Annotated in this window: 16 protein-coding genes; 8 read left to right on the top strand and 8 right to left on the bottom strand. The window is 72.7% G+C overall.

Annotated elements, in window-relative coordinates; all coding sequences use genetic code 11:
* Nucleotides 1–176 precede the first annotated feature (176 nt).
* On the bottom strand, nucleotides 177–899 hold the full coding sequence (locus AB0G74_RS27325; RefSeq protein WP_361151249.1) for an exonuclease domain-containing protein: 723 nt from the start codon (nucleotides 897–899) through the stop codon (nucleotides 177–179).
* Between the two features lie 66 nt (nucleotides 900–965).
* Nucleotides 966–2219, bottom strand: a complete 1254-nt coding sequence (locus AB0G74_RS27320) for an SAV2148 family HEPN domain-containing protein (RefSeq protein ID WP_361151246.1) — start codon at nucleotides 2217–2219, stop codon at nucleotides 966–968.
* 638 nt (nucleotides 2220–2857) lie between these two features.
* On the opposite strand from AB0G74_RS27320, the gene glgX reads away from it, so the two are divergent.
* Nucleotides 2858–5002: a glycogen debranching protein GlgX gene (gene glgX, locus AB0G74_RS27315; protein WP_361151244.1), complete on the top strand. Its 2145-nt coding sequence runs from the start codon at nucleotides 2858–2860 to the stop codon at nucleotides 5000–5002.
* Nucleotides 5003–5160: 158 nt separating this feature from the next.
* Nucleotides 5161–7554 (top strand): malto-oligosyltrehalose synthase, encoded by a 2394-nt coding sequence (gene treY / locus AB0G74_RS27310; protein ID WP_361151242.1) that lies wholly within the window; start codon nucleotides 5161–5163, stop codon nucleotides 7552–7554.
* Between the two features lie 94 nt (nucleotides 7555–7648).
* Here treY and AB0G74_RS27305 read toward each other — a convergent pair whose 3' ends face one another.
* Nucleotides 7649–8299: a DUF1707 and FHA domain-containing protein gene (locus tag AB0G74_RS27305; RefSeq protein WP_361151240.1), complete on the bottom strand. Its 651-nt coding sequence runs from the start codon at nucleotides 8297–8299 to the stop codon at nucleotides 7649–7651.
* Nucleotides 8300–8461: 162 nt separating this feature from the next.
* On the bottom strand, nucleotides 8462–8917 hold the full coding sequence (locus tag AB0G74_RS27300) for a hypothetical protein (RefSeq protein WP_361151261.1): 456 nt from the start codon (nucleotides 8915–8917) through the stop codon (nucleotides 8462–8464).
* A 520-nt stretch (nucleotides 8918–9437) separates the two neighbouring features.
* Between AB0G74_RS27300 and AB0G74_RS27295 the strand changes: the two genes are divergently transcribed.
* From AB0G74_RS27295 to treZ, 6 genes are all read left to right on the top strand, one after another.
* Nucleotides 9438–10328 (top strand): GNAT family N-acetyltransferase, encoded by an 891-nt coding sequence (locus tag AB0G74_RS27295; RefSeq protein ID WP_361151238.1) that lies wholly within the window; start codon nucleotides 9438–9440, stop codon nucleotides 10326–10328.
* Nucleotides 10329–10469: 141 nt separating this feature from the next.
* Entirely contained in the window at nucleotides 10470–12164 is a 1695-nt protein-coding gene (locus AB0G74_RS27290; protein WP_361151236.1) for a YwqJ-related putative deaminase, read from the top strand.
* 14 nt (nucleotides 12165–12178) lie between these two features.
* Nucleotides 12179–12655, top strand: a complete 477-nt coding sequence (locus tag AB0G74_RS27285) for an SUKH-3 domain-containing protein (RefSeq protein WP_361151234.1) — start codon at nucleotides 12179–12181, stop codon at nucleotides 12653–12655.
* A 27-nt stretch (nucleotides 12656–12682) separates the two neighbouring features.
* On the top strand, nucleotides 12683–13198 hold the full coding sequence (locus AB0G74_RS27280; RefSeq protein WP_361151231.1) for an SUKH-3 domain-containing protein: 516 nt from the start codon (nucleotides 12683–12685) through the stop codon (nucleotides 13196–13198).
* 10 nt (nucleotides 13199–13208) lie between these two features.
* Nucleotides 13209–14060, top strand: a complete 852-nt coding sequence (locus AB0G74_RS27275) for a DUF4253 domain-containing protein (RefSeq protein WP_361151228.1) — start codon at nucleotides 13209–13211, stop codon at nucleotides 14058–14060.
* A gap of 105 nt (nucleotides 14061–14165) precedes the next feature.
* Complete coding sequence (gene treZ / locus AB0G74_RS27270) at nucleotides 14166–16016, top strand: malto-oligosyltrehalose trehalohydrolase (protein ID WP_361151225.1); 1851 nt, start codon at nucleotides 14166–14168, stop codon at nucleotides 16014–16016.
* 82 nt (nucleotides 16017–16098) lie between these two features.
* On the opposite strand, the gene AB0G74_RS27265 is transcribed toward treZ, so the two are convergent.
* The 4 genes from AB0G74_RS27265 to murC all read right to left on the bottom strand — a co-directional run bounded on the left by AB0G74_RS27265 (nucleotide 16099) and on the right by murC (nucleotide 20198).
* Entirely contained in the window at nucleotides 16099–17052 is a 954-nt protein-coding gene (locus tag AB0G74_RS27265; protein WP_361151222.1) for a hypothetical protein, read from the bottom strand.
* A 124-nt stretch (nucleotides 17053–17176) separates the two neighbouring features.
* A complete protein-coding gene (locus AB0G74_RS27260; RefSeq protein WP_361151220.1) occupies nucleotides 17177–17824 on the bottom strand; it encodes a nucleoside/nucleotide kinase family protein in 648 nt (215 codons plus the stop codon).
* Nucleotides 17825–18358: 534 nt separating this feature from the next.
* Nucleotides 18359–18772 (bottom strand): peptide-methionine (R)-S-oxide reductase MsrB, encoded by a 414-nt coding sequence (gene msrB, locus AB0G74_RS27255; protein WP_361151218.1) that lies wholly within the window; start codon nucleotides 18770–18772, stop codon nucleotides 18359–18361.
* A gap of 13 nt (nucleotides 18773–18785) precedes the next feature.
* A complete protein-coding gene (murC, locus tag AB0G74_RS27250) occupies nucleotides 18786–20198 on the bottom strand; it encodes a UDP-N-acetylmuramate--L-alanine ligase (RefSeq protein WP_361151215.1) in 1413 nt (470 codons plus the stop codon).
* Nucleotides 20199–20201 lie beyond the last annotated feature (3 nt).

Here is a 20201-nt window from a genome sequence, read left to right as displayed (position 1 = left end):
GCCTCTCCCCGGCCCCGCCCCTGGGAAGTAAGGGGCCCGCCTTCCTACGAGGGCGACGAGGAGGGCAACCCAGGGGCGCGGGGAACTGCGCGACAAGCCACAGACGGGTCGCAGACCGCCGACAACGCCCGGTCGCCGGGCGCGGCCCGGGTAGTTCGGGGCGGCGCCCCGGAGGGCTAGGCGCGCGCGTCCGCGGGCTCGTGGAAGGGCCACGTCGCGTCGACCACCGCGGACGCGTCGCCCTTGCGGCGGAGGAAGGACTCGAAGTCCTTGGCCCACGCCGCGTACCAGCGGATCTGGCGTTCGTGGAGTTCGGTGGCGGTGATCGCCGCCACCGCGCCGTGGCGGGTCGCCAGCGCGCGGGCGACGGCGACCGCCGCCTCCGCGTCGGCCGTGGCGTCGTGCGCGTCGGCGAGCGCGACGCCGTATTCCGCGGCGGCGGCCTCCAGGGTGCGCTTGCCTCGGCGGTAGCGGTCGACGGCCCGGTCGACGGTGAGGGGGTCGATCACCGGGCCGGGGGCCGCGCCGTCCAGCCGGTCGGCGAGGGACGGCAGGCCGTGGCGGGCGAGTTCGGCGCCGAGGAGCGTCAGGTCGAACGGGGCGTTGTAGGCCACGACGGGCACCCCCCGCGCCCAGTGGCCGCAGAGCGCCGCCGCGACTTCGTCGGCGACCTCGGGGGCCGGGCGGCCCTCCGCGGTGGCGCGTTCGGTGGTGATGCCGTGGATCGCCGCGGCCTGTTCGGGGATGCGGATCCCGGGGTCGGCGAGCCAGACCCGGCGGTCGAGGACTCCGCCGGGGCCGGTCCTGACGACCGCCGCAGTGACGATCCGGGCTTCCCGGGGCTCCGTGCCCGTCGTCTCCAGGTCGAAGCCGACGAGTTCTTCCGTGTGCCAGGTCATGGTGGACCCCCTCCTCTGTGGTGCTGTTCCCCCTGATGTCCTCACCTTGTCACGTGCCACTGACACTCATGAGACGGGACGGGAGTCGGCCCACATCGACTCGAATTCCTCGCGGTAGGTCTGGAAGAGGCCGTGTTCGCCGGGGTCGGCCGGGTCGCCGGGCTGTCCTGAGCGGACCACGGACCGCCGTCCGCCGCCGCGCAGGACGAGGACGGGCGACTCTATGCCGCGCGCCTTGCGGAGATAGGTCTGGACGACGGCGACCCCGTCGGGCCCGTCGCCGTCGACGAGGTAGGCGGTGAAGCGGGGGGTCTCGTCGAAGACCTGGATCTCGAAGGCGCCGGGGTCACGGAGCCGGGAGCGGACCCGCCGCATGTGGAGGATGTTCATCTCCACGGTGCGGCTGAGTTCGCCTTTGCGGAGGCCGAGTTCGCGTTCGCGCCGTTTGACGGCGCTGCTGGCGGGGTTGAGGAAGGCCAGCCGGACCCGGGCGCCGCCTTCGGCGAGCCGGACGAGTCTGCGGCCGGAGAAGTTCTGGACCAGGAGATTGAGTCCGATGCCGATGGCGTCGAGCCGCCGGGCACCGCCGAAGAGGTCCTCGGCGGGGAGCTGGCGCTGGAGTCTGACCCGGTCGGGGTGGACGGAGACCACATCCGCGTACCGGTCGCCGACGAGGTCCTCGACGGCGTCGACGGGGAGCCGGTCCGCCGAGCGGGAGCCGGTTCCGCTGCCGAGTATGTCCAGCAGCCGGGCGGAGGCCCGTTCCGCCTGGGCGAGTACGGCCTCGTTGAGCGCCCGGTTGCGGGAGACCACGTTCCGCGCGACTTCCAGTTCGTCCAGGGCCAGTTCGACATCGCGCCGGTCGTCGAGATAGGGCTCGAAGCAGGGCCAGTGCTGGACCATCAGCTCCCGCAGCTGCGGGAGGGTGAGGAAGGAGAGGACGTTGTCGTCGGCGGGGTCGAGGAGATAGCCCTTGCGGCGGGAGACCTCCCGGACGGCGACGGCCCGCTGGACCCATTCCTGCCCGGCCGGGCCCGCCGCCGCGACCACCCAGTCGTCGCCGTGTACGGGTTCGTACACGGGGCGGAGTACGGCGGCGACCACCGCGCGCAGCCGCTGCTCGACCAGATTGAGCCAGATGTACGCCCGGCCCGCGCGCTGGGCCCGGGTCCGGACCTCGATCCAGGATTCGGCGTCCCAGTCGAGTTCGGCTCCGATCTCCAGCGGTCTGGCGAGGGACACCGCCCCCGGCGGGACGTCGGCCGAGTCCCCCTCGTGACCGCCGTCACCGGGGGGTAGCTCCAGCCCTCCCGCACTCACCCGCGTCCCCTTCCCGTCCCCCACCAAAGATCAACGCAGACTACTCCGGGAGCGGGACGGGGTGCAGCCGGATCGTCGGGCCGCTTTCCCAACTGCCGTCCCGATCCGGCGTGTTCCGGCCGCCGACAGGGGGTGGAGTGAGCGGTTTCATAGCGGATCGGCCGCCGTGGCGCCTTTGGTCCGCGCCGGATCCGCCCCGGAGGGCGCCACCGCCGGCCGCCGACAGCCGCCGGGTGCCCGGCGGGCGTACCGCCGTCACCGCGCGGCGGATCCCCCGGCGCCGGGCGGGCGCGGCACCGTAGCCCGTACGGCGGTACGGGCGTACCGCGCCGCCCCGGACCCGTCCCGGCGGCCGGGACCGCCGCCGGGCCCGTCGGACCGCCCACCGCGCCGCCGCCGTACGTTCCCCGCCGCTCACGGCCGCCGTGCGCGCCGGGCCGGGTCCGGGCGCGCGCGCCGGGCCGCCCGGCGCCCCAGGGCACCCGCCCCACCGTTCCGCCGTCCGGGTGACGGTCGTTCTCGCGTTGTTGACGCGGCGTCGTCCGGCCGGGCGCGCCGGGGGCGGTCACGGTACGTTCGAGCGGGATCCGGGCGCCCTTTCCCCCACCCACCCGGATCGGAAGGGGCGGAGTTCCTCCATGCAGGTCTGGCCGGGGCAGGCATATCCCCTCGGTGCCACATTCGACGGCGCCGGCACCAATTTCGCGGTCTTCTCCGAGGCGGCACGGCGGATCGAGCTGTGTCTGCTGGCCGACGACGGATCGGAGGAGCGGGTCGAGCTGCGGGAGGCGGACGCGTTCGTCCGGCACGCCTATCTGCCGGGGGTGATGCCGGGTCAGCGGTACGGCTTCCGGGTCCACGGCCCCTACGCCCCCGAGCAGGGGCAGCGGTGCAACGCGTCGAAGCTGCTGGTCGATCCGTATGCCCGGGCCCTGAGCGGCGGGGTGACCTGGGGCGAGCCGGTCTACGGCTATCACTTCGGCCGCCCCGAGTCCCGGAACGACCTGGACTCGGCCGGGCACACCCCGGCGTCCGTGGTGGTGAATCCGTACTTCGACTGGGGGGACGACCGGTCGCCCCGGACGGAGTACCACCGAACGGTGATCTACGAGGCCCATGTGAAGGGTCTGACGATGCTCCATCCGGAGCTGCCGCCGGAGCTGCGCGGCACCTATGCGGGGCTGGCCCATCCGGCGGTGATCTCGCATCTGACCGAGCTGGGTGTGACGACGCTGGAGCTGATGCCGGTCCATCAGTTCGTGCACGATCACCGGCTGGTGGACGCGGGGCTGCGGAACTACTGGGGCTACAACACGATCGGCTTCTTCGCCCCGCACAACGCCTATGCCTCCTGGGGGGAGCGGGGCGAGCAGGTGCTGGAGTTCAAGCACGCGGTCCGGGCGCTGCACCGGGCGGGGATCGAGGTGATCCTCGACGTGGTCTACAACCACACGGCCGAGGGGAACCATCTGGGCCCGACGCTCTCCTTCCGGGGGCTGGACAACGCCTCGTACTACCGGCTCGGGGAGGACCGCCGCCATTACACGGACACCACCGGTACCGGTAACTCGCTGCTGATGCGGTCCCCGCACGTACTTCAGCTGATCATGGACTCGCTGCGGTACTGGGTGACGGAGATGCATGTCGACGGCTTCCGGTTCGATCTGGCGGCGACCCTGGCCCGCCAGTTCCACGAGGTGGACCGGCTGTCGTCGTTCTTCGATCTGGTGCAGCAGGATCCGGTGGTGAGCCAGGTGAAGCTGATCGCCGAGCCGTGGGACGTCGGCGAGGGCGGCTATCAGGTGGGGAACTTCCCCCCGCTGTGGACGGAGTGGAACGGCAAGTACCGGGACACGGTCCGCGATCTGTGGCGCGGCGAGCCGAGGACACTGGCCGAGTTCGCGTCCCGGCTGACCGGCTCGTCGGACCTCTACCAGTGCGACGGCCGCCGCCCGCTGGCCTCCATCAACTTCGTCACCTGCCACGACGGCTTCACCCTGCGGGATCTGGTGTCGTACGAGACCAAGCACAACGAGGCCAACGGGGAGGGCAACCGGGACGGCGAGAGCCACAACCGGTCGTGGAACTGCGGGGCGGAGGGCGAGACGGACGATCCGGCGGTCCTGGAGCTGCGGGACCGTCAGACCCGGAATCTGATCGCCACCCTGATGCTGTCGCAGGGGGTGCCGATGCTGAGCCACGGCGACGAGTTCGGCCGCACCCAGCGGGGCAACAACAACGCCTACTGCCAGGACAACGAGCTGTCCTGGGTGCGCTGGCCCAAGCCGGGCGAGGTCACGGCGCCCGGTGAGCAGTCGCTGCTCGACTTCGTACGGACCATGGTGTGGCTGCGGCGGGACCATCCGGTCTTCCGGCGCCGCCGGTTCTTCCGGGGCCTCCCCCTCGACGCCGAGGGGCCCGGCGGGCCGCCCGGGGCGCTCACCGACATCGCCTGGTTCACCCCGGAGGGCGATCCGATGACCCAGCGGGACTGGCAGGCGTCCCGGCCCGGGGCGCTGTCGGTCTTCCTCAACGGGGACGCGATCTCGGAGCCGGGGCCGCGCGGTGAGCGGATCGCCGACGACTCGTTTCTGCTGATGTTCAACGCGGGCCCGAGGGATCTCGACTTCACCGTCCCGGCCCGGCACGGCCGCCACTGGCGGGTGGTCGTGGACACCGCCCGGCCCGGGGGTGTGCCGCCGGGCGGCGGGGCGAAGGTGTCGGCGGGGGCCCGGCTGCGGCTGCCGTGCCACAGTCTGACGGTGCTGCGCCGCCCGGCCTGACCCCGGCCCTCACGGCGAGCGGCCCAGGCACCCCGGCCAGGGTCCCCGGACGGGCGATCGGGCGGATCGGGCGGCGTTCCCCCGTCCGGCCCAGCGCCGGTCCGGACCGGGCGGGGTCCGGTGACAGGAACGCCCGCTCGACGGGTACGTACGCCTCCATGAGCACCTCCCCCGCCCCTCCGCCCGGCCCCGTACCCGCCGTCCCCGGCGCGACCTACCGGCTCCAGCTCCAGCCCGCCTTCCCGTTCGCCCGGGCCGCCGCCGTGGTGCCGTATCTCGCCGGGCTCGGGGTGACCCATCTCCATCTGTCGCCGGTCCTGGAGGCGGTCCCGGGTTCGACCCACGGCTACGACGTCACCGACCCCACCCGGGTCCGCGAGGAGCTGGGCGGCGAGGCCGGGCTGCGGTCACTGGCCGACACGGCACGTGCGCACGGCATGGGCCTGGTCGTGGACATCGTGCCCAATCACATGGCGCTGGCCCCGGAGCACGGCCCGGCGATCCGGGACGTACTGCGCAACGGCCCCGACTCGCCGTACGCCCGCTGGTTCGCGATCGACTGGGAGGCGGGCGGCGGGCGGGTGCTGCTGCCGGTCCTGGCCGGTCCGTTCGGCGCGGAGCTGGGGCGGCTGCGGGTCAGCGGGGACGTCCTGGAGTACGGGGAGCGGCGCTTTCCCCTGCGGCCGGGCACCGTCCCCGGGGGGCCGGACGTCGATCTCGTCGCCGTCCTGGACGCCCAGTGGTACCGGCTGGGCTGGTGGCGGCTGGCCAGGACGGAGCTGACGTACCGCCGGTTCTTCACCGTCACGGACCTGATCGGGGTCCGGGTCGAGGATCCCGAGGTCTTCGACGCCACCCACGCCAAGATCCTGGAGCTGGTCCGGGACGGGGTGGTGTCGGGGTTGCGGGTCGACCATCCGGACGGGCTCGCCGACCCCGAGGGCTATCTGCGGCGGCTCGCGGAGGCCACCGGCGGGGAGTGCTGGACGGTGGTGGAGAAGATCCTCACCGGTGACGAGCGGCTGCCGCACTCCTGGCCGGTGGCCGGGACGACCGGCTACGACGCGCTGTACCGGATCGACGGACTCTTCACCGACCCGGCGGGCGCGGCGGAACTGGCCGGGATCTACCGGGAGTTCACCCGGGTGCCGACGGATCTCGGCGGCCGGTGGGAGCCGACCCGGCTGCGCGCCGCGTACCGGATGGTGACGTACGAGCTGGCCGCCGAGACCGCGGCGCTGACCCGGCTCGCGGCCCGGATCTGCGCCGGGGACCCGGAGCTGCGGGACCACGCGCCGTGGGCGCTGGCGGTCGCGATCCGCGAACTCCTGGTCCGGCTGCCGGTCTACCGTCCCTACCCCGGCGACACCGGTGACGAGGCGCTCACCCTGGCCGCCGCGGCTGCCGCGAAGGGCGTCTTCCCGGTGGCGGCTGAGTCCGCGGCCGTGGACGCGGTACGGGAGCTGGCGCTGGGGCGGCGCGGCGAAGGGCCGGACCACGAGGCGTTCCGGGCCCGGTTCGCGCAGACCGCGTCGGCGGTACGGGCCAAGTCCGTGGAGGACACCTCGTACTACCGCTACACACCGCTGCTGAGCGCGAACGAGGTCGGCGGGGATCCCGCGCGCCCGGCGGTCTCCCCGGCGGAGTTCCACGCCCACGCGGCGCGGATCGCCCGCGAGCTGCCCGCCACCGGGACGGTGCTGACCACGCACGACACCAAACGGAGCGCCGACGTCCGGGCCGCCATCGCGGTCCTGGCGCAGTGCCCGGAGCGGTGGGCGGCCTTCCTCCGGGAGGTCACCGACGAGACCGCAGGGCGGGACGGCGGCCGGGCGCCGGATCCGCATACCGCGTGGACGGCCTGGCAGACGGCGGTCGGCTTCGGCTTTCCCTACGGGGACCGGCTGGCGGCGGCCCTGCTGAAGGGCGCGCGGGAGGCGGGCGTACGGACAGGCTGGTCCGAGCCGGACGAGGCGTACGAGCGGGCCCTCGCGGCCTTCGTGGCGGCGGGCCCGGCGGGTCCCGGGCTGCACGCGGTGGCCCGGTTCGCCCGCGAACTGGAGCCGTACGTCCGGGCGGAGGCGCTGGGCGCGGCGCTGCTCCAGCTGACGATGCCGGGCGTGCCGGACCTCTACCAGGGCACGGAACGGGAGTACCGGGCCCTGGTCGACCCGGACAACCGGGCGCCGTTCGAGGAGGGCCCGGCGACGGATCGTACGGCGCTGACCCGGGCGGCGCTGCGGCTGCGCCGGGAGCGTCCTGAGGTCTTCGGCCCGGCGGGGACGTACGTCCCGCTGACGGTGTCGGGCCCGGCGGCCGGCCACTGTGTGGCGTACTGCCGGACCGGTGAGGTCGTCGCGGCCGTCACCCGGCTGTCGCTGCGGCTCGCGGAGGCGGGCGGCTGGCGCGATACCCGGGCCGGGCTGCCGGAGGGCTCGTGGTCGGACGTGCTGTCGGGCCGTACGGTACGGGGCGGCGAGGTCACGGCGGCGGAACTGTTCCTGGACGGCCCGGTGGCGCTGCTGGTCCGGGAGGGGACGGCGGGCCCGTGAACGGGCGGGGGCGCGGCGGTCGGCGGGCGGAGCGGCCGGGAGGCGGGGGGATGCGGCTGCCGGGTCAGCGGGAGGCGGGGGCGCGGGCGCCGGGTCAGCGTTTGGTGAGCCGGAAGGCGATCTGGCCGAAGGAGACCACGTCACCGTCGCGTACGGCCACCGAGCCGGTCACCCGCAGCCCGTTCACGGTCGTCCCGTTCATCGACCCGAGGTCGCGCAGAAACCAGCCGGGCCCGTGCGGAATCAGCTCGGCGTGCAGCCGGGAGACGCTCTCATGGGTCAGCCGCAGTCCGTTCCCCGGGTCGCGGCCTATCCGCAGCGGATGCGGCCCCGGCTCGGGGAGCAGCAGCGGGGGCAGTTTCTCGGCGGCCCAGGCCCGGCGCAGCCGGACCAGGAACGCGGAGACCCCGCTCACCGAACGGACCACCCGCCCGGAGATCCCGTCGTCGGAGCGGAGATCGGCGGTGAGGACCTTCAACTCCTCCGGGCTGCGGGCGGCGAGGGCCAGCTCCATCCGGCGGACGAACGTGTCGTGCGAGATCCGGCCCGCCGCCGCGCCTTCCCTGAGCACGTCCACGGCCAGATCCCGTTCGGCGTCGGACGGCCGCAGTGGAACGGGCTGTCCGGGGAGCCCGGGTGGTGGGGACGGCAGGGAGGAGGTCACCCGGTAATTGTCGGCCCGGGGGCGGCGGGGTGTCCAGAAAGCCGACCGCGCGATCACCTCCGTACCCGGCCTGACCTGCATGGAAGCTACAATTCCGGCACAGCTTCGGCACAGTCGGCGCGACGGTGTTTCCGCCCGGCCGGTACGGCGGTGGCACGACGGCTCCCGGCTCCGTTTCCGGCACCGGTTCCGGCACCGTGAGCCCGTCGTCCAAAGCGCCCGGCGGGCACCGGGGTTACTCGGTCAGGCGGCCTGCCCCCGGCGCCGCGCGGCGCGGTGGCGGCGGTAGTAGGAGAAGGTGACGGCCGCCGTCAGCGGGCCCCAGAGGATCAGCGGCTGGTAGAGGATGCCGACGACCAGGTGTCCGGTGGACGTCATGTCCTCGTTCGGATACGTCCACCACCAGGGGACGTTGGCCCACAGCAGGGTGAGGACCAACGAGCCGAGGGCGGCGGGGACGACGACCGCCATGGGACGGACCCTTCGCCCGCCGATGAACGGTATCCACCGCGGCACGACCTCGCCCCACGGCCGCACCAGGCCGACCGTCAGCACGGCGACGAGTTCGCTGAGTACGCTGAGCGCCAGCATCCACATCTTGGCCCCGAACGTCTCGAAGCTCTCGAAACCTGCCTCCGTGTGACCGCTGGGGTATCCGAACACCATGGCGATCCGCCACAACCCGCTGGGCAGGACCACCAACGTGGTGAGGTGTGCGGCCCGGACCGCCCAACGGGGCGGCGGCTCCAACGCGGACGGGGCGGACCCGGAAGCCGGGGAAGTCGGGGAATCCGCAGAGGGGGAGGGGGAGGACGGGTGAAGGCTCATACGGATCATCCTCGGACGCCCTCCGCCGCACTTCGTCAGCCTGTGAGGCGCACCTGTGCGAGCCGCCGGTACGAGCCCCGGGCCGTCCGACCCGCCGGGCGGCGGAAGCGGGGTCATCCTCCGAGAGGATGCGCCCGGCCGGGCCTTCGCCGCTGTCGCGCGGTGGGCCGACCGGGGCGACGGCTGATCCGCCCCCGCACGAAAACCCCCTGGACGTCCGCCGGGCCGTCCGGATAACGTAGCCACGACGCCGCTTAACGAACCGGAAGGAGGCGAGTGCCGTGCAGTTCCACCACCATCCGCGCTCCCTCCCTGTCCGCCGGGCGTTCGTCGACTGATCCCCGGGAGCGCGGAGCAGCCATCCGCATTTCTTTCCGGAGGAACACCTCTTATGACCGAGACGGTCATCCGCGCGCTCTCCGAGAGCGACGCCGATCTCTTCCACACCCTGCCCGACCCGCTGGGTATCGGCCGGGCTCTCTCCCATGTCACCCACCGGCCCGAATGGCAGCGGGTCGCCCTGCGCGACGGCCGGGTCGTCGCCCGGGCCGCCTGGTGGGGCGGTGAGAACGACACCTCCCCCGTCAACGTCAACTGGTTCGACGTCGCCGAGGGCGAGGAGGAGGCGGGCGCCGAACTGCTGCGCACCGCGCCCCACCAGGTGGACTACGAACTGCTGCTGCCGCCCGGCTGGCGCGACGACAGCGCGCTCAGGGCCGCGGGCGAGGCCCGGATCCGGGCGGCGGAGGCCGCCGGGATGCGGATTCTCGTGGAGCGCTTCCGCTACCGCTGGACCCCCGGGAACGGCCTCCCAGAGCGCCGGGCCCGGCTGGTGTACCGACCCGAACCGGACGACGAGGTGATCCTCGACATCCTGCGCCGGGTCCACTCGACCACCCTCGACGCCCATGCCCTGCGCGCGATCGAACAGGGCGGCATCGACCAGGCGGCCCGTGAGGAGCTGGAGTTCTTCCACTGGTGCCCGTCGCCGCGCGAGTGGTGGCGGGTCGCCGAGACGCCCGAGGGCGAGCTGGTGGGTCTGCACATCCCGGCCCATGTCCCGGCCGGCCCCTGTGTCGACTTCATCGGTGTCGTCCCCGAGGCCCGGGGCCACGGCTACGCCTACGACCTGCTGACCGAGTGCCTGCACTTCCTGGTGGAACACGGCGCGGAATCGGTGCTCGGGGCGACGGACCAGTCCAATGTCCCGATGGCCAAGCACTTCGCCCGGGCGGGCTTCCCGGTGATCCAGGAGCGGATCGACTTCGTTCACGGGGCGTGAGCCCCGCGCCGGTGGCGGGCCCGGTGAAGGGCCCGCCACCGGCGGCCGAGCCAGGTGGCCGAGGCCGAAAATCATGTCTCATGACATGCTGTTGGCTGATTGATGGGACGGAACGAACCGACTAACGGGGGTTGGTGGGTCGTGGGTTACACGATTCCCGAGGGTGTCGACACCATGCTCGACATCGTGGGTGTGGGCTGGCCGAATGTGGACGAGGACGCCTATCGCGATATGGCGACGGCGTTGCGGGAGTTCGCGGCCGACGCGGACGAGGACGCGGGTTCGGCGCACGGTCATGTGCAGCGGTTGTTGTCGACGGGGTCGAGTGAGTCGCTGACGGCGCTGGACGAGCACTGGAAGAAGGTCCAGGGCAAGAACAAGGACCTGGCGGGAGCGGCGCGGATCATCGCGACCGCGTTGGACCGGGTCGCGGACATCATCGTGGCGCGGAAGATCGCCGCCGTGGCCGAACTGGCAGATCTGGCGGCGACGGTGGGGATCGCGCTGGCCGCCGCGCCGTTCACCGCGGGTCTGACGGCGCTGCTGGCGGGCGGGAAGATCGCGGCGACCCGGATCGCGTTCAAGGCGATCATGAAGGAGATGGCGGAGGCGGCGGTCGCGGAGATCACCGCGATCCTGATGCAGCCCGCGGTGCAGGCGCTGGAGTCGATCGTCACGGATCTGGTGATCCAGACGGCGATGAACATCACCGGCGACCAGGACGGCATCAACACCGCACAGACCGTGCAGGCGGGCAAGAACGGTCTCCAGCTCAACTCCGCGGGCGGGAGCCCCGGTCCGGGCGGCGGCCCGCGGATCGACCACGACGCGCACGGCAGCACGGGCGGGAAGCTGGCGAACGTCCAGGTCACGATGGAGACCCGGGCGAAGACCAAGATCCAGAACGCGAAGAACCACCACGGCCGGGCGAAAGGCAAGGACTCCCTCACGGCAGTCCTCGACACCGCCATCGAAGGCGTGGTGGAGAAACTGGTCAAGGGCCACGGCCACCTCGGCAAACACGTCGGCAAAGAGATCCCCGACGCGATCGGCCAAGGCTCCAAGATCCACCGCGGCAAGGACCAGGAAGCCCGCGACAACGTCAGAAAGGTCACCAAGGTCGACGGCGCCGACCCGGGCGGCGGCCGGGGCTCCTCCGGTGGTGGAGGCGGGGGCGGTGGTGGCGGAGGCAACGGCGGTAACGGCGGCGGCTCCCACCCGAACGGCCGCCCGCTGGACCCCCAGCCCAACTGGCACGGCGAGAGCGCCGGAAAGATGAAGCACCACCGCCGCGACGCCCTCGACGTCAACGGCCTGACCCCGGAACAGCAACGGGCGGCCCTGGAACGGGAGACCCTGCAACTGGCCAACGACGCCAAGAACCAGGAGCCGGGCCGACACGACTCGGTGGGCAAGGACCGTATCGTCAAAGCCTGCGCCGGGGGTCTGCTGCACGAGGGGACGCTGACGACCCACACCAGTTCCTCGAAGAAGCACGGGCAGACGGCTCTCACCAATCACCCGGTGCTCCAGGGCATCCTGGACAAGGTGAAGGCCGATATGGAGTCGAAGGGCGACCGGCCGGGCGGCGGCCACGGGAAGTGCGCCGAGATGGCCCTCGTCTCCGACCGGCTGAAACACATCGAGCAGCGGGACGGAGTCACCATCAGCACCCCGGAGGATGTTCGCCGGGCCATGGACGGCTCCCTCGTCTACTCGCTCCAGATCGGTGAGCAGGAGGACCCCACGGGGTTCAAGACACACGGTGAGTACAAACCTCCGTGCAGATCCTGCACGGAAGTCCTCCCCCTGATCGGCGTCAAGGCACACAAGTAGAGCGAGAGCGACGAATGCCCATTCTGAAGACAGTCGAAGAGGTCGATGCCTGGCTCACCGGGGCGGGTTGGCACCCGGGCCGCGACGTCGGTGACCAGGCGGTCGCCGAGGCCGTCACCAAGGTGGTGGACCAGTACCGGGCCCAGGGCCTCGAACTCACCCCCTCGGCGCCCGCCCTCGCCTTCCTCCGTGAATACCTGGACCTCAAGGCGCTCATCGGCACGGAACCCGAGGAGTTCGCCGTCTTCACCCCCTGGCTCACCAACGCGGGCGACGCCGAGGAACTCGCGGAGCTGGCCGGTCACCTCAGGACGGAACTCTTCCCGGTCGCCCTGGACACCTACGACGGTGCCGTGGTCGTCGTCGACCCGTCGGACCGGTTCTTCTACCTGCACTGGAGCGGAAACTACTACCTGGGGCAGGGGAAGTACGGCGGCATCATCGGCTGGCAGAGCGCGGATTACGAGGACGCCGAGGACTACTACCTCTGACCCGCCGACCGGCGCGAAGGTCATATGATGCCGCTCCGCAGGACCCCCGAAGAGGTGAACGCCTGGCTGCTGGCCCACGGCCGGCGCCCGGGCCGGGAGGACGAACCCGGGAACCGGGCCCGGGCCGACCGGCTGATCGAGGTACGCGTCCGCCGCTCCGCCGCCGAGGGGTTCCCCCTCCTCCCCTGGGACGGGGTACGCCGGTTCGTCGCGTCCTACGTCGGCCTGGAGTTCCCCGTGCCCCTGGCGCCGGAGCGCAGGTTCCGGGCCGACCCCACCTTCGGATACGCGGGGGACTCCGAATCGATCACCGAACTCGCGGAGAGCCTGGGCCGTCGTCTCTTCCCCGTCGGCTGGGAAACCGCCGAGAACGGGATCGTCCTGCTGGACGACACGGGCCGCTTCTTCTATCTCCACCACACCGGCCCCTACTTCCTCGGCGCCGACGAACCCGGGGCACTCGCCGCCCTGATGACCGGCTACCAGGAGGATGCCGAGGACTACTACGTCCGGGGCTCGGGCGATGTCAGTGGTGTGTTCTAGCGTGCTCGGTGTGAATCTTCGAGCACTTGATCCCGAACTGCGTCTCCTCTTCCCGCCCGAGGAGGCCGAACAGCGGCAGTTGTCCGTGGAGCTTCCCGCCGGGCGGGTCGTACGGGCCGATGAGCGGGCGGACGGGCCGCCCGTGCTCTGGCTCGGGGACGGGCCGACGAACGCCCGGGAGTACGCCCGGTTCCGGGCCGATCACGGCCGGTCGGGGCTGTATCCGCTGCTGCTGGACGCGCTCGATCCGGACGACGAGGAGTTCCGGCCGTGGGCGGGCGGGGAGCTGTTCCCGCCGGAGGGGCCCGTCGGCGAGCGGGACCCCGAGGCCGTGCTCGCCCAGTGGTGGGGTGAGCAGACCGGGGTGACCGACGGGGAGGACGAGAAGGACGAGGACGAGCGGTTCTCGGAGGTCTTCGCGCCCTTCGGGACCGGCTGGCCGGGCCGCGCGCCCGCCGGGACGGTGGACGGGGACCCCGGGCTGCTCGCCGACGCGTTCGCGCGGGAGCTGCTCGCCATGTCGCCGTGGCTGCGGCTGGGGCTTGTCGCCGCTCCGTCGGCCGCCGCCGCGCTCACCGTCGCGGGGTGGTCGGGGCCGGTCAATATGAGCGGGGACATCGCCGCCTTCTCCTCGGTGCTCGGCGACTGGGAGTCCCGGTTCGGCGCCCGTCTGGTGTCGGTCGGCTTCGCCACCCTGCGGCTGAGTGTCGCCGCGCCGCCTTTCGGTCGGGAGGCGGCCCTGGCGGTCGCGGCAGAGCACTTCGCCTTCTGCCCCGACAACATATGGCAGGGCGCGGGCACCCTCGAGGCGTACGCGGAGGCGCTCGACGGCATGCAGGAGTGGTACTTCTGGTGGGACTGATCGCCGGGGTTTGACCTCAACGGCGGTACGGACCGCCCGGCCGGGGCCCGGTCTTGCCAGGATGGACGGCAGGAGGCCGGGAGCCGACGACGGACGGGGTGTGCGGTGCTGTTCGAGGTGTGGGCGCCGACGGCGCGCGAGCGGGTCACGCTGCGGCTCGGCGGCGATGACGGCGATGACGCTGACGGCAACGACAGCGGCGGAACCGCCGACGGTCACGACGGCCCCGGCCCCGACGGCGCCCCGGCTGTCGAGCTGGCCCGGGATCCGGACCGTACCGGCTGGTGGACGGCGGAGGCCGAGGCCGGTGACGGCACCCGGTACGCCTTCGCGATCGACGGCGGGCCGCCGCTCCCCGACCCCCGCGCCCGCCGGCTTCCGGACGGGCCCGGCGGACCGGCGGCCGTGGTCCTCCCCGACACCCATGTCTGGCGGCACGACTGGCCGGGCCGGGGGCTGCCCGGCGCGGTGCTGTACGAGCTGCATATCGGCACCTGGACCGCCGAGGGCACCCTCGACGCCGCCGTCGCGCACCTGGGTGAGCTGGCGGAGCTGGGGATCAGCCATGTGGAGCTGATGCCGCTCTGTCCGTTCCCCGGGACGCACGGCTGGGGGTACGACGGCGTGGCCCCGTGGGCCGTGCACGAGCCGTACGGCGGCCCGGCGGCGCTGAAGCGGTTCGTGGACGCCGCCCACGGGCACGGGCTCGGGGTGGTGCTGGATGTGGTCCACAACCACTTCGGCCCGTCGGGGAACGTACTGCCCGCCTTCGGCCCGTATCTGACGGAGACCCGGCGCACCCCGTGGGGCGCGGCCGTCAACCTCGACGGACCCGGTTCGGACGAGGTACGGGCCTTTCTGCTGGAGAGCGCGTCGATGTGGCTGCGCGAGTACCGGCTGGACGGGCTGCGGCTCGACGCGGTGCACGCCCTCGCCGACGACCGGGCGCTGACCTTCCTGGAGGAGTTGTCGGCCTCGGTCGACCGGCTCGCGGACGAGCTGCGCCGTCCGCTCTTCCTGATCGCCGAGTCCGACCGGAACGACCCCGGGACCACGACCCCGCGCGCGGCGGGCGGCCTCGGTGTGCACGCCCAGTGGAACGACGACTTCCATCACGCGCTGCACACCCTGCTCACGGGCGAGTCCCACGGCTATTACCGGGATTTCGCCGCCTTCCCCGACGGCGGTCCCCGGGGCGCGCTGGCGCGGTCGCTGACCCGGGTCTGGTTCCACGACGGTACGTACTCCTCGTTCCGGGGCCGGACGCACGGCCGTCCGGTGGATCCGGCGATCACGCCCGCCGGGCGGTTCATCGGCTTCGCCCAGTCCCATGACCAGATCGGCAACCGGGCGGCCGGTGACCGGCTCTCCGCCCTGCTCTCGCCCGGGCTGCTGGCGTGTGCGGCGGCCCTGGTGCTGACCGGTCCTTTCACCCCGATGCTCTTCATGGGCGAGGAGTGGGGCGCGGGCACACCGTGGCAGTACTTCACCGACCACACCGATCCGGCGGTCGCGGACCTGGTGCGGGCGGGGCGGCGGGAGGAGTTCGCGGCGCACGGCTGGGATCCGGCGGCCGTACCCGATCCGCAGGATCCGGAGACCCGGCGCCGGTCGTGTCTGGACCGGTCCGAGCGGGCCCGTGAGCCGCATGCCCGGCTGTTGTCCTGGTACCGGGAGCTGATCGCGCTCCGCCGGGAGCAGCCCGATCTGACGGATCCGGATCTGGCCTCGGTGGGGCTGGCGTACTCCGCGGACCGGGGTGAGGGCGGTGACGGCGGATTCGCCGTACGCCGGGGGGAGCTGCGGATCCTGTTCAACCCGGCGGGGTCACCGGCCCGGTTCGCGGTCGGTACCGGGGCCCGGGTGCTGGCGGCGTGGGATCCGCCGGACGGGCCGGACGCGACCGGGGGGCTGACGCTGGGACCGGAGTCGTGTGCGGTGGTCCTCGCCCCCTGACGACGGGCGCCGCGCGGTGAGGCGCCGGGCGACCGGCCCACCACGGGCCGAGGACCCCGGGCTCCGGGCTCCGGGCTCCGGGCTATGCGTCGTCGTCGCCGACGAGGCGTTCCAGCAGCTCCTGGAACTCCTCCCCCACCACGATCCGCAGCCCCTCGCCGTCCTCGTCATGGGCGCTGAGCTGGGTCAGGGTGCCGTCGCGCCACCAGTAGACATACGGCGAGATGGCCCCGGGCGTGTCCGCGAAACCGGACGCCGCGAACGACGTCATCGCGTTGAGCGCCGGGATCAGTCCGGCGTCGCGGATGACATGGAAGGCGAGCTGATGCCGGAACGGGAAGGCGACCAGCGCGCCGTCGGGCGTCATGGTCTCCCCGGTCACCTCGCGGACGACGCTCTCCAGGGTCAGTACCCGGCTCGCGGTGTAGAAGGAGTCGCCGATCACCACCTCGAACCGGAGGCCGTCGCCGCCCTTGACGGTCTCATGGCCCTCCAGCGGCAGTCCGCGCAGGTTGTAGAGGGCCTGCTGGCGGAGGTAGGGCAGGTCGCCGAGGGGTTCGAGGGCGTCATCGGTGAGCATCATGACGCTCTCCGGCAGATCGAGGGCGATGATCTCGTAGAGTCCGGGCGCGATCCGGCGGGCGTAGCCGAAGTTCTCCGGATCGAATCCCTCGGCGCCCAGGACCCGGGGGTAGAGCTGGGCCCTGATCTGTTCGGTGGAGAGGGTGTCGAGGGCGGACGGCGCGTCCATGGTCCGCAGCACCATCCCGACATGCCGCCGGACGAGTTCGGGCCAGGCCCGGGGGCCCCGGTCGTCGTTGTGGAGTACGGCGGCGAGATTGGCGAGCCCGAACTGGCGTCCGGCGCTGTCGGTGACGACATCCGCGTAGACGGTCACCTCCAGGCCCATCTCCGCGAACGCCTCCCGGACCTGGGAGCGGAACCGGGTGCCCTCACCGGCGGAGAGGTACGAGAACTCGGGATCCCTCGGCGCGTCGCTGCGGTCGCGCTTCGCCCCCCGCCGGAACAACCCCACGTCAACCGCCTCCCACTCGACCCGCCCGATTAGGTCACCGAGACTACCCACCCCGGTCGCCCGTACCGGCAAAGATCCGTTCAACAGATCGGCGCACCGGTCCCTGCCGGAGCCCCGACCTGGGTCAGGGCAGGGATACGACCAGGTCGGCACGGGTCCGGCCGCGTGCCACGAGCAGCGCGTTGGGCTGGTCGGAGTCGCGCACCCAGCGCCGGGCCGCGTCGAGTTCCCGGCCGTGGGCGACATGCCGGGCGACGAGCCGGCTCAGCCGGACGTCCTCGGCGGTCTCCACGTACCAGATCTCGTCCAGCAGCGGCCCGACCCGGCGCCACGGCCCTTCGTCGTGCAGCAGATAGTTGCCCTCGGTGACGACGAGGGGCACAGCGGGAGGTACGGGCACGGCCCCGGCAATCGGCTCCTCCAGGGCCCGGTCGAAAGCGGGCGCGTACACGGTGACCCCGGGTTCGGCGGCCCGCAGCCGGGTCAGCAGGGCGAGATAGCCGTCGGCGTCGAAGGTGTCGGGAGCGCCCTTGCGGTGCTCGCGGCCCAGTCGTCGCAGCTCGGCCCGGGCGAGGTGGAAGCCGTCCATGGGCACGAGGGCGGCGGTCCGGCCCTCGCCGAGGGCGGCCACGAGCCGGGCCGCGAGGGTCGACTTCCCGGCGCCGGGCGCCCCGGCGATCCCCAGGATCCGCCGCCGCCCGGGCACGGCGAGCCCACGGGCACGGTCGGCCAGGGACGCGAACGGGGCGCTGTCGGGTTCGGTCGGGGACATGACCGCATTCTCCCACCGGGGGTGTTCGGGTGACGTGGCGCGGGCCCGTCGGGGCGGGTGCCTCGTTGCCGTCCGCGCGCCGTCCGTGGCGCCTCGGCCCTCCGCGTGAGGCCCACGCCACCCGCCCAGCCGGGCAAGCCAGTCAGGCGACCGCGCGTCGTCCGTGGCTGGTCGCGCAGTTCCGCCCCCTATGCCTTCGGCAATGGGGGGACCCCCAGCGCCTCGGCCCTCCGGGTGAGGCCACGCCACCCGCCCAGCCAGGCAAGCCAGTCAGGCGACTGCGCGCCGTCGTGGGCCGTTCGCGCAGTTCCCCGCGCCCCTAAATACTCTCCCCGGCGCCGCACAGGTGGGAGACGGGCTCCCAGTCAGGGCGTTGCCCTGACAAGGGCCAGGAGACAGGCAACCAGGGGCGCGGGGAACTGCGCGACCAGCCACATGCGGTCCGCGGACCGGCGACAGCATCAGGTCGCCGGGCGCGGCCCGGGGCGTGGAGCTCACCCGGAGGGCCGAGGCGGCGCGCGGCGCCCCGCGCGGTCAGCTCTCGGCGTCCGTCGGGGTCAGCCGGAGGGAGATGCTGTTGATGCAGTAGCGCTGGTCCGTCGGCGTCGGATAGCCCTCACCTTCGAACACATGGCCGAGATGCGATCCGCACCTGGCGCACCGTACCTCCGTACGGACCATCCCGTGCGAGCGGTCCGAGAGCAGTTCGACCGCGTCGGAGTCCTTGGGGTCGTAGAAGGAGGGCCAGCCGCAGTGGGAGGCGAACTTGGTGTCGGAGCGGAACAGTTCCGCCCCGCAGGCGCGACAGGAGTACACACCTTCGGTGGCGGTGTCGGTGTACTCGCCGGTGAAGGCGGGTTCGGTGCCCGCCTGCCGCAGGACCTGGTACTCCGCGGGGCTCAGCTCCGCGCGCCATTCCTCGTCCGGCTTCTCGATCTCGTACGCCATGGGGGCCGCCTCCTCAGCTGGTCGGGCGGGTCCGGCCGGAGAGCCGGTCCAGGATGACGGGGCCGAGGTCGGTGACGTCCCCGGCGCCCATGGTGAGAACGAGATCGCCGGGGCGGGCCATTCCCGCGATCGCGTCGGCCACGGTCTCCCGGTCGTGGACGGGGGTGACGTCGGCGCCCGCCGCGCGGGCCGCGTCGACGATCAGGGCGCTGGTGATGCCGGGGATCGGGTCCTCCCGGGCCGGATAGATGTCCAGGACGACGGAGGCGTCGGCGAGGGCGAGCGCCTCGCCCATCTCCTTGCCCAGCTCGCGGGTGCGGGAGAAGAGGTGCGGCTGGAAGACGACGAGCAGCCGGGCGTCGGCCGCGGCGCCCCGCATGGCCTCCAGGTCGGCGGTCATCTCGGTGGGGTGGTGGGCGTAGGAGTCGATCACCCGGACCCCGTCGGCCTCGCCCTTGAGCTGGAGCCTGCGGCCGACGCCGGTGTACTTGCCGAGGGCGGAGGCGAGGTTGTGCGCCGGGATGCCGAGGGCGACGCCCGCGGCGAGTGCGGCGACCGCGTTGAGCGCGTAGTGCCGGCCGGGTACCGAGACGGTGAAGGTCAGCAAGCGGCCGTCGAGGAGGACGGTGACTTCACTGGTCAGCCCGCGCGGGGTGATCTTGTGCACCCGGACGTCGGCCGTCTCGGACTCTCCGTAGCCGATCACGTTCAGCCCGTCCCGGCCGCGGACCCGCTCGGTCAGCTCGACCGCGCCGGACTGGTCGGCGGAGATCACCAGGGTGCCGCCGGGGACGATCCGGCCGGTGAAGGTGTCGAAGGATTCGTGGATCTCGGCCATGGAGGCGTAGTTCGCGTGGTGGTCCAGCTCCACGTTGAGGACGATCGCGACCTCGGGGGCGTACTTGTGGAAGCTGCGGTCGCTCTCGTCGGCCTCGGCGACGAAGATCTCGCCCTCGCCGTGCCGGGCGTTGGTGCCGGGTCCGGCCAGATCGCCGCCGATCGCGTACGAGGGGTCGAGGCCCAGCTCGGAGAGGGCGACGGCCAGCATGGACGTGGTGGTGGTCTTGCCGTGGGTACCGGCGACGGCGATCGGGCGGAGCCCGTCCATCAGGGACGCCAGCGCGTCCGAACGGTGGACCACCGGTACCGAGAGCTCGGCGGCGCGCAGCAGCTCGGGGTTGTCGGCGCGGATGGCGCTGGAGACCACGACACAGCTGGCGTCGTCGGCGAGATGGGCCGCCGCGTGTCCGATGTGGACGGTGGCGCCGAGGGCACGCAGGGCATCCGCCGTGTCCGACTCCTTGGCGTCGCTGCCCGCCACCTTCGCGCCGCGGCGGGCGAGGATCTTCGCGATGCCGGACATCCCGGCACCGCCGATGCCGATGAAGTGGGGCCGTTCCATGGCGGTGGGGATGGCGGATGCCATGCG

The sequence above is a fragment of the Streptomyces sp. NPDC020875 genome, from assembly GCF_040641415.1.
Classification (GTDB): domain Bacteria; phylum Actinomycetota; class Actinomycetes; order Streptomycetales; family Streptomycetaceae; genus Streptomyces.
The sequence above is the reverse complement of the archived record's forward strand: the minus strand, read 5'-3'. Positions and strand labels throughout refer to the sequence as shown.